Origin of the sequence: Streptomyces sp. T028 (assembly GCF_048159505.1) — a bacterium.
Classification (GTDB): Bacteria; Actinomycetota; Actinomycetes; order Streptomycetales; family Streptomycetaceae; genus Streptomyces.
In genome coordinates, this window is record NZ_JBLRVZ010000015.1 from 157,318 (window position 1) to 166,279 (window position 8,962).

The 8,962-nt window shown below is 70.9% G+C and carries 8 protein-coding genes; 7 read left to right on the forward strand and 1 reads right to left on the reverse strand.

Going from position 1 to position 8,962, the window contains the following annotated elements:
• Positions 1-146 precede the first annotated feature (146 nt).
• From ACLZN2_RS16575 to ACLZN2_RS16600, 6 genes are all read left to right on the forward strand, one after another.
• Positions 147-317 (forward strand): Trm112 family protein, encoded by a 171-nt coding sequence (locus ACLZN2_RS16575; protein ID WP_020940431.1) that lies wholly within the window; start codon positions 147-149, stop codon positions 315-317.
• Between the two features lie 166 nt (positions 318-483).
• Complete coding sequence (locus ACLZN2_RS16580; protein ID WP_416979224.1) at positions 484-1,617, forward strand: SIS domain-containing protein; 1,134 nt, start codon at positions 484-486, stop codon at positions 1,615-1,617.
• A 98-nt stretch (positions 1,618-1,715) separates the two neighbouring features.
• Positions 1,716-2,867 carry a mannose-6-phosphate isomerase, class I gene (gene manA / locus ACLZN2_RS16585; RefSeq protein ID WP_416979225.1) on the forward strand — a complete coding sequence of 384 codons (1,152 nt, stop codon included), beginning with the start codon at positions 1,716-1,718 and terminating at the stop codon, positions 2,865-2,867.
• A gap of 137 nt (positions 2,868-3,004) precedes the next feature.
• On the forward strand, positions 3,005-3,985 hold the full coding sequence (locus ACLZN2_RS16590) for a cation diffusion facilitator family transporter (protein WP_416979226.1): 981 nt from the start codon (positions 3,005-3,007) through the stop codon (positions 3,983-3,985).
• A 329-nt stretch (positions 3,986-4,314) separates the two neighbouring features.
• Positions 4,315-5,772, forward strand: coding sequence for an adenosylhomocysteinase (ahcY, locus tag ACLZN2_RS16595; protein WP_416979227.1), 1,458 nt, complete (start codon positions 4,315-4,317; stop codon positions 5,770-5,772).
• Positions 5,773-5,927: 155 nt separating this feature from the next.
• Positions 5,928-6,542 carry a hypothetical protein gene (locus tag ACLZN2_RS16600; RefSeq protein WP_416979228.1) on the forward strand — a complete coding sequence of 205 codons (615 nt, stop codon included), beginning with the start codon at positions 5,928-5,930 and terminating at the stop codon, positions 6,540-6,542.
• Positions 6,543-6,559: 17 nt separating this feature from the next.
• Here the strand turns inward: ACLZN2_RS16600 and ACLZN2_RS16605 are convergent, their stop codons facing one another.
• Positions 6,560-7,501 (reverse strand): RDD family protein, encoded by a 942-nt coding sequence (locus ACLZN2_RS16605; RefSeq protein WP_416979229.1) that lies wholly within the window; start codon positions 7,499-7,501, stop codon positions 6,560-6,562.
• 129 nt (positions 7,502-7,630) lie between these two features.
• On the opposite strand from ACLZN2_RS16605, the gene ACLZN2_RS16610 reads away from it, so the two are divergent.
• Positions 7,631-8,638 carry a stage II sporulation protein M gene (locus ACLZN2_RS16610; protein WP_416979230.1) on the forward strand — a complete coding sequence of 336 codons (1,008 nt, stop codon included), beginning with the start codon at positions 7,631-7,633 and terminating at the stop codon, positions 8,636-8,638.
• Positions 8,639-8,962 lie beyond the last annotated feature (324 nt).

Sequence of the window (8,962 nt, forward strand, 5' to 3'; positions counted from 1 at the left end):
AGCCCAGGCGGGGCCGAAGGGGCGCAGCCCCTGGGCAGGGAACGGGTAAAGGCGGCGGGGCGACACCACCCACCACCCCACCCCCACCAGCGGTACGCTGACCAGGCACATCCAGCCGCCCCCACACCCACCCGAAGGGACACCTCATGCCGCTCGAAGCCGGCCTCCTGGAGATCCTCGCCTGCCCGGCCTGCCACGCCCCCCTCAAGGAGCAGGACGCGGAGCTGATCTGCACGGGCCAGGACTGCGGCCTGGCGTACCCCGTCCGCGACGGCATCCCCGTCCTCCTCGTCGACGAGGCCCGCCGCCCCGCGTAACGCAGCCCGCCGCCCCGCCTGACGCAGAGGCCCGCCGCCGCGCGGCCGCAGCCCACCCCGCCGACCGGCCCGGGCCCGCCGGCACCGCCGTATCGCCCGAACCGGCACCACCGCGCACCTCACCCCGGCACCCCCGACGACCCCCCGGCGATCGGAGACCCCCGCCATGCTCGACGACTCACTGCTCGACACGCCGGAGGCCCTCGCCGAGGCCGACCGCCGAGCCCTCCTGCGGGGCGCGGCCGAAGCGGGCGCACGCGTGCGTACCGCCGCCCGCCACGCCGCCGAAGCCGGGGTGAACGACCTCAAGCCCGACGGCCGCCCCCGCGCCATCCTCATCGCGGGACCCGGCGCCGCCGCCACCTGCGTCGCCGACCTCCTCGGCACCCTCGCCGGCGCCTCCTGCCCGGTCATCCGCCTCGCCCCCACCGGCGTCGCCCCCGCCGCGGGCGCCCTACGCTGGGAACTCCCCGGCTGGGCCGGCTCCGTCGACCTCCTCCTCATCGCCACCCCCGACGGCACCGAACCCGGCCTCGCCCTCCTCGCCGAGCAGGCCTACCGCCGAGGCTGCACCGTCGTCGCCGTGGCCCCCGCCCGTACGCCCCTCACCGACGCCGCCGACGCCGCGCACGGCATGTTCGTACCGATGGCGACCGCCCCGTACGAACACGACGAACAGCCCCCCGTCGCCGCCTCCGCCCCCGGCGTCCTGTGGGCCCTGCTCACCCCCCTCCTCGCGCTCCTCGACCGCATCGCCCTGCTCTCCGCGCCGGGCGACGCGCTCGAGAAGGTCGCCGACCGCCTCGACCAGGTCGCCGAACGCTGCGGCCCCGCCATCGCCACCTACAGCAACCCGGCGAAGACCCTGGCCGCCGAACTCGCCGACGCCCTCCCGGTGATCTGGACCGAAGGCACCTCCGCGGGCCCCGCCGGCCGCCGCTTCGCCTCCGCCCTCGCCGAACTCGCCGGCCGCCCCGCACTCGTCGCCGAACTCCCTGAGGCCCTCGCCGAACACAGCGCCCTCCTCGCAGGCCCCCTCGCCGCCAGCGCCGACCCCGAGGACTTCTTCCGCGACCGCGTCGAGGAAGCCCCCGCCCTGCACGCGCGCGTGGTGCTCCTGCGCGACCGCCCCATCGGCGGCCTCACCGCCGCCCCCTCCGCCCGCGACCTGGCCCTCAGCCACGACACGCCGATCAGCGAACTCGAACCCGACGACGGCGACGAACTCGTCACCCTCGCCGAACTGATCGCCACCACGGATTTCGCCGCCGTTTACCTGGCGCTCGCCTCGCAGGCCTGATCTGAAGCCCACACGCTGAAGCCCACACGCGCGTGAAGCGCGGGCCCCACCACAGCCCGACCAGACAAGCAGCGCCGGACAGACAGGCAGAGAACCCGATGGACCGCCTCGACAACACCATCCGCCCCTACGCCTGGGGTTCCCCCACCGCCATCCCGCACCTGCTCGGCACCGAGCCGACCGGCGAACCCCAGGCGGAGATGTGGATGGGCGCCCACCCCGGCGCCCCGTCCCGCACCGGACGCGGCACCCTCGTCGAGGTGATCGACACCGACCCACGGCGCGAACTCGGCGAACGCGCCGTGACCAGGTTCGGCCCCCGCCTGCCCTTCCTCCTCAAGCTCCTCGCCGCCGGCGCCCCCCTCTCCCTCCAGGTCCACCCGGACCTCGCCCAGGCCAAGGAGGGCTACGACGACGAAGAGCGCCGCGGCATCCCCGCGGACGCCCCCCACCGCAACTACAAGGACGCCAACCACAAGCCCGAACTCATCTGCGCCCTCACCGAGTTCGACGGTCTGTGCGGCTTCCGCCACCCTCTCCGGGCCGCCGCCCTCCTCGACGGCCTCGGCGTCGACTCCCTCAAGCCCTACGTCGACCTCCTGCACGCCCACCCCGAAGACGCCGCCCTGCGCGAGGTCCTCACCGCGGTCCTCACCGCCGACCCCGACGACATGCCCCACACCGTCACGGCCGCGGCCGCCGCCTGCGACCGCCTCGGCGGCGACTACACCCCCTACGCCGGCATCGCCCACCACTACCCCGGCGACCCCGGCGTCATCGCCGCCATGCTCCTCAACCACGTCCGGCTCCAGCCCGGCGAGGCCCTCTTCCTCGGCGCCGGCATCCCGCACGCCTACCTCAGCGGACTCGGGGTCGAGATCATGGCCAACTCCGACAACGTCCTGCGCTGCGGCCTCACCCCCAAACACGTCGACGTCCCCGAACTCCTGCGCATCGTCCGCTTCGAACCCGGCGACCCCGGCGTCCTGCGCCCCGAGGCGTCCCCCGACGGCGAAGAGGTCTACGAGACCCCCATCGACGAGTTCCGCCTCTCCCGGTACGTCCTCCCCGAGAGCTCCGACACCCACGCCCTCACCCGCGACACCCCGCAGATCCTGCTCTGCACGGCCGGAACGGTACGAGCCGGAGAGCACGAACTCGCCCCCGGCCAGTCGGTCTTCGTCCCCGCCGGCGAGAAGGCCGAGGTGTCCGGAGCCGGCACCCTCTTCCGTGCCACTGTGATTGTCTGACCGGCCTTGTGGACACCTGACGAACCGCCGCCGGACAGGGCTGCAACAATGGCCCCCCGGCAAAGGCCGGGCAAAGACCCCGGACGGCGAACCGGACGTACGAGGCACGTACGCAGGCGAAGGGACAACGCGAACACATGAGCGCGTCAGGCGGCACCAAGGCGATCGTGGCGGCACTCGGCGCCAACCTCGCCATCGCGGCATCGAAATTCGTGGCGTTCGCCTTCAGCGGCTCCTCGTCGATGCTCGCCGAAGGCGTCCACTCCCTCGCCGACTCCGGAAACCAGGCCCTCCTCCTCGTCGGCGGCAAGAAGGCCCAGCGCGAAGCCACCCCCCAGCACCCCTTCGGCTACGGCCGCGAGCGCTACATCTACGCCTTCCTCGTCTCCATCGTCCTCTTCTCCGTCGGCGGCATGTTCGCCATCTACGAGGGCTACGAGAAGATCAAGCACCCCCACGAGATCGAGCACTGGTACTGGCCCGTCGGCGTCCTCGTCTTCGCGATCATCGCCGAGAGCTTCTCCTTCCGCACCGCCATCAAGGAGTCCAACGAACTCCGCGGCTCCCTCTCCTGGTCCCAGTTCGTCCGCCGCGCCAAGGCCCCCGAACTCCCCGTCGTCCTCCTCGAGGACTTCGGCGCCCTCATCGGCCTGATCCTCGCCCTCGGCGGCGTCGGCCTCGCCCTCCTCACCGGCGACGGCATCTGGGACGGCATCGGCACCGTCTGCATCGGTGTCCTCCTCGTCCTCATCGCCCTCGTCCTCGCCGCCGAGACCAAGTCCCTCCTCCTCGGCGAATCCGCCGGCCTCGAAGAGGTCCAGAAGATCGAGGCCGCGATCGTCGACGGCGACACCGTGACCGGCATCATCCACATGCGCACCCTCCACCTCGGCCCCGAGGAACTCCTCGTCGCCGCCAAGATCGCCGTCCGGCACGACAACACCGCCGCCGAGGTCGCCACCGCCATCGACGCCGCCGAGGCCCGCATCCGCGAAGCAGTCCCCATCGCCCGCGCCATCTACCTCGAACCCGACATCTACAGCGAGACCAAAGCCGCCAAGGGCCCCGACCCCGAGGCCACCCCGGGCGGCCCCGACCGGCACCCCGCCGACCACTGACCACCCCCGACACACCTCCCCGCAGGGCCCGCCGAACCACCGACGGGCCCTGCGGCCATCCCCCCTCACCGACCGGGAACGGCGCGATCTGTTCGCAGACGGACTGGGGCCGCCCGCCACCTCCGGTGTAGCTTGGACGAGAGCCAGACGTCGCTGCTGATGGCGGTCGGGCGGTCCCGAAGCGGACCGACCGAGGGAGAGAGGGCCTCCGACGGACTGCGCTGCGCGCACGCGGGCATGCCTGTGTCCCCTCAGGGCACCCCTGTGTCCGCCGCCGCGCAGACCAGCCGTACCCACACCTCGACCCAACCCCCGAGGAGCAGCTCACCATGACGACTGTCGACAACCGACAGGACTTCAAGGTCGCCGACCTCTCCCTGGCCACCTTCGGCCGCAAGGAGATCACCCTCGCCGAGCACGAGATGCCCGGCCTGATGTCGATCCGCAAGGAATTCGCCGCCGCCCAGCCGCTGGCCGGCGCCCGCATCATGGGCTCCCTGCACATGACCGTGCAGACCGCCGTCCTCATCGAGACCCTGGTCGCCCTCGGCGCCGAGGTCCGCTGGGTGTCCTGCAACATCTTCTCCACCCAGGACCACGCGGCCGCCGCCGTCGCCGTCGGCCCGAACGGCACGCCCGACAACCCGCAGGGCATCCCGGTCTTCGCCTGGAAGGGCGAGACCCTGGAGGAGTACTGGTGGTGCACCGAGCAGGCCCTCACCTGGCCGAACAGCCCCACCGGCGGCCCCAACATGATCCTCGACGACGGCGGTGACGCCACCCTCCTCGTCCACAAGGGCGTCGAGTACGAGAAGGCCGGCAAGGTCCCCTCCGTCGACACCGCCGAGAACGACGAACACCGCGTCATCCTCGAACTCCTCAACCGCACCATCACCGAGGGCTCCCAGAAGTGGACCCAGCTCGCCTCGGAGATCCGCGGCGTCACCGAGGAGACCACCACCGGCGTCCACCGCCTCTACGAGATGCAGCGCGACGGCGCCCTCCTCTTCCCGGCGATCAACGTCAACGACGCCGTCACCAAGTCGAAGTTCGACAACAAGTACGGCTGCCGCCACTCCCTCATCGACGGCATCAACCGCGCCACCGACGTCCTCATCGGCGGCAAGACCGCCGTCGTCTGCGGCTACGGCGACGTCGGCAAGGGCTGCGCCGAGTCACTGCGCGGCCAGGGCGCCCGCGTCATCGTCACCGAGATCGACCCCATCTGCGCCCTCCAGGCCGCGATGGACGGCTACCAGGTCACGACCCTCGACGAGGTCATCGACAAGGCCGACATCTTCATCACCACCACCGGCAACAAGGACATCATCATGGCCTCCGACATGGCCAAGATGAAGCACCAGGCCATCGTCGGCAACATCGGCCACTTCGACAACGAGATCGACATGGCCGGCCTCGCCAAGCTCCCCGGCATCGTCAAGGACGAGGTCAAGCCGCAGGTCCACACCTGGACCTTCCCCGACGGCAAGGTGATCATCGTCCTGTCCGAGGGCCGCCTGCTGAACCTGGGCAACGCCACCGGCCACCCCTCGTTCGTGATGTCCAACTCCTTCGCGGACCAGACCCTGGCCCAGATCGAGCTGTTCACCAAGCCCGACGAGTACCCGATCGGCGTCTACACGCTGCCCAAGCACCTGGACGAGAAGGTCGCCCGCCTCCACCTCGACTCGCTCGGCGTGAAGCTGACGACGCTCCGCCCGGAGCAGGCCTCCTACATCGGCGTCGAGGTCGAGGGCCCGTACAAGCCGGACCACTACCGCTACTGAGCCGCCCGCGAGCTCCCGAGCCCGCAGCAGCAAGCAGCAGTCCAGCAGTACCTCAGAGACAGGCCCCCGCACCCCCGTGTCGGGGGCCTGCCCCTTCGGCCCCTCGGCCGGACCGCCGCGGCGCCCCGACCAGCCCGTCAGACCCCAGGACCCCCATGCCCCGCGGCCGCTATTCGCTCCACGATCCGCACGATCACACCCCCCTCGCACACGAGCACTTCCACTGCGCCCCCGGCCCCTCCGGCTGGCGCTACGTCTCCCAGCTGACCACCCCCACCGGCGATCACACCGGCTCCGTCGACCTCACCCTCGACGACCTCGGCCGCCCCCTCCGCCTCGAACTCCACGCGAGCAGCTGGCAGGTCCGCGGCGCCGCACTGGACGGCGTGACCTGGGTCCGCACCGACCCCACCGGAACCCACGCCACCGAAGGCAACGCCCCCGCACACGCCTTCACCGGCACCTCACCCGCATTCCTCATCGCCACCACCCGCCTCCTGCGCCTCACCCCCTCCTCCGCGGCCACCCGCGTACGACTCGTCGCCTTCACCGACCCGGTCCTCGCCCCCCGCACCGTCGACCAGTCCTGGGCCCTCGTGAACAGAGAAACACACGCCACTGACAACGCCCCCTTGACCGTGGACGAATACCAGGTCACAGCCCTGGACACAGGCGAACAGCACACCGTGCACATCGCCGGCGACGTGGTCCTCGCAGCCCCCGGCATCGAACTCGACGACCTCGAATCACCCCCGTCGACGTTCACCTGAACGCACCCCAGACGGCCCTACACAGGCGGCACGAACCCGGTGCCCCGCCCCTCGCTCCGACCACCATCCACACCCGAGGAGCCGCCCTGATCCGACAGACCGTGCGGAGCCGACGGACCGTGCGGAGCCGAAGGCGCCTGCGGCACGGCAGGCCCGTACGACGACGGCGGGCTGAAGCCACCACCCGCACCCGCCCCACCCGCACCCGGACCACTCCCGAACGTCCGCCGCGCCTCTCGAACCTGCCGCTCCTGCACCACCGCAGCCAGATAAGCGGCCGGCGGCACACCCGGCGGCACCGGCATCCCCGTCCGCTCAGCCAGCTCACCCGCCAGCCGCCCCGCCATCGCCCAGCCCACCTGAGGATCCAGCTGATTCATCCGCCCCAGGTACTGGCGTATCGCCAGCCACAACCCGTCCGGCACCGCCGAAAGATCAAGCTCCTGGAACCGCCCCGCCAACCACGGCGGAGGAGGAGGCACGAAACCACCCCGCCCCACCGGCACCCGTTCCCGCACGACCAGAGTCCCGGCGAACACATCACCGAGCCGCCGCCCCCGCGCCGACACCAGCGACGCGACACACGCCACCACCCCGAACGTCAGCAGAATCTCCACCACCCCGAGCGCACCCCGCACCAACGCATGCCGGAAACGGATCGGGCCACCGTCGTCCCGCACGACACGCAACCCGCACGCCGCCTTCCCCAGCGACCGCCCATGACTGAGCGTCTCCACCGCGATCGGCCCACCCACCAGAACCAACAGGAACGTGGCGATCGACACCGCCATCCGCGCCGCCTCGTCCAAAGAGGCAGTCGACAGCACGAGCACGACACTCACAACCACATAGACGACCAGAAGCACGACCAGATCCAGCAACACGGCCAGCGCCCTGCTCGGCAGCCTGGCGGGCTGCAGCTCCAACGCCACCGCCTCACCCGTCACCAGCTCACTCACGCCCGCCGCCCCTTCCCGACCTGCCTCTGGAACGGCCAGTCTGCCAAGCTGAGCCCACATCGCGCCGCAGTACGACAAGCTGACCCTCACCACCGGCAGCCGACGCACAGCCGAGGAGCAGGCACACCGATGGACCTCGACGTCTTCGTCTCCGCCCACCGAGCCGAATGGGACCGCCTCGACGCCCTCCTACGGCGACGTCGCCGCCTCACCGGCGCAGAGACGGACGAACTCGTCACCCTCTACCAGCGCACCGCCACCCACCTCTCCCTCATCCAGTCCACAGCCCCCGACCCCCACCTCACCGGCCGGCTCACCCAACTCGTGGCACGCGCGCGTAGCGCCGTCGTCGGAAGCCGCCGCGCCTCCTGGCACGATGTCACGCGCTTCCTCACGGAGAGCTTCCCCGCCGCCGTCTACCGCTCGCGCCACTGGTGGGTCCCCACCGCACTCCTCTCCACCGTCGTCGCCGCCCTCCTGGGCTGGTGGATCGGCACCCACCCGGAAGTACAGGCCTCCATAGCGGCCCCCGAAGAACTGCGCGAGCTCACGCGTCCCGGCGGCCAGTACGAGACCTATTACTCCAGCCACCCGGCCGCTTCGTTCGCCGCCCAGGTGTGGACGAACAACGCCCAGGCCGCTGCGATGTGCCTGGTCCTGGGGGTCTTCCTGGGCCTTCCGGTGCTCTGGATCCTCTTCCAGAACATGCTCAACCTCGGTGTCGGCGCCGGCCTCATGTCCTCGGCGGGCCGACTCGACACCTTCCTCGGCCTGGTCCTCCCGCACGGCTTGCTCGAACTGACCGCAGTCTTCGTCGCCGCCGGCACCGGCCTCCGGCTCGGCTGGACCGTCATCGACCCCGGCCCGCGCTCCCGGCGCACCGCCCTCGCCGAAGAAGGCAGAGCCACCATCGCCATGGCGATCGGCCTTGCCCTGGTCCTCTTCGTCTCGGGCGCCATCGAAGGCTTCGTCACCCCTTCGGGCCTGCCCACCTGGGCCCGCATCACCATCGGCGTCGCCGCCGAGCTGGCCTTCCTCTCGTACGTCTATGTCCTGGGCGGCAGAGCGGCACGCGCCGGCGACACGGGCGACGTTGAGGCAACCGAGCGCAGCGCGACCGTGCCGACAGCCGCCTGATGTGCGAACCGCCCATCTGAGCTGCTAGTCTCCTCCTCGCCCCGCAAGAGCCGTTGACACGGAGTGCGCGGGGAGGTAGATTCGAACAGTTGCCTGGAACTGGATGTGGTCCGGTCGGCAGCAGTGAAAATCTATCGGCAACTCGGAACATGGATTCCGCAGAAGCCCCCCGATGAATCGGAAAACGACCGCCGGTCAGACCGGCCCGGAACTTCTGATAAAGTCGGAACCGCCGGAAAGGAAACCGCGAAACAAAAGCGGGAACCTGGAAAGCACCGAGGAAATCGGATCGAGAAAAGATCTGATAGAGTCGGAAACGCAAGA

What these genes read in the sequence shown, in the direction of transcription:
- ACLZN2_RS16580 (WP_416979224.1), top strand. Translation starts at nt 484, where the DNA reads ATGCTCGACGACTCACTGCTCGACACGCCGGAGGCCCTCGCCGAGGCC.
- ACLZN2_RS16600 (WP_416979228.1), top strand. Translation starts at nt 5,928, where the DNA reads ATGCCCCGCGGCCGCTATTCGCTCCACGATCCGCACGATCACACCCCC.
- manA (WP_416979225.1), top strand. Translation starts at nt 1,716, where the DNA reads ATGGACCGCCTCGACAACACCATCCGCCCCTACGCCTGGGGTTCCCCC.
- ACLZN2_RS16610 (WP_416979230.1), top strand. Translation starts at nt 7,631, where the DNA reads ATGGACCTCGACGTCTTCGTCTCCGCCCACCGAGCCGAATGGGACCGC.
- ACLZN2_RS16590 (WP_416979226.1), top strand. Translation starts at nt 3,005, where the DNA reads ATGAGCGCGTCAGGCGGCACCAAGGCGATCGTGGCGGCACTCGGCGCC.
- ACLZN2_RS16575 (WP_020940431.1), top strand. Translation starts at nt 147, where the DNA reads ATGCCGCTCGAAGCCGGCCTCCTGGAGATCCTCGCCTGCCCGGCCTGC.
- ahcY (WP_416979227.1), top strand. Translation starts at nt 4,315, where the DNA reads ATGACGACTGTCGACAACCGACAGGACTTCAAGGTCGCCGACCTCTCC.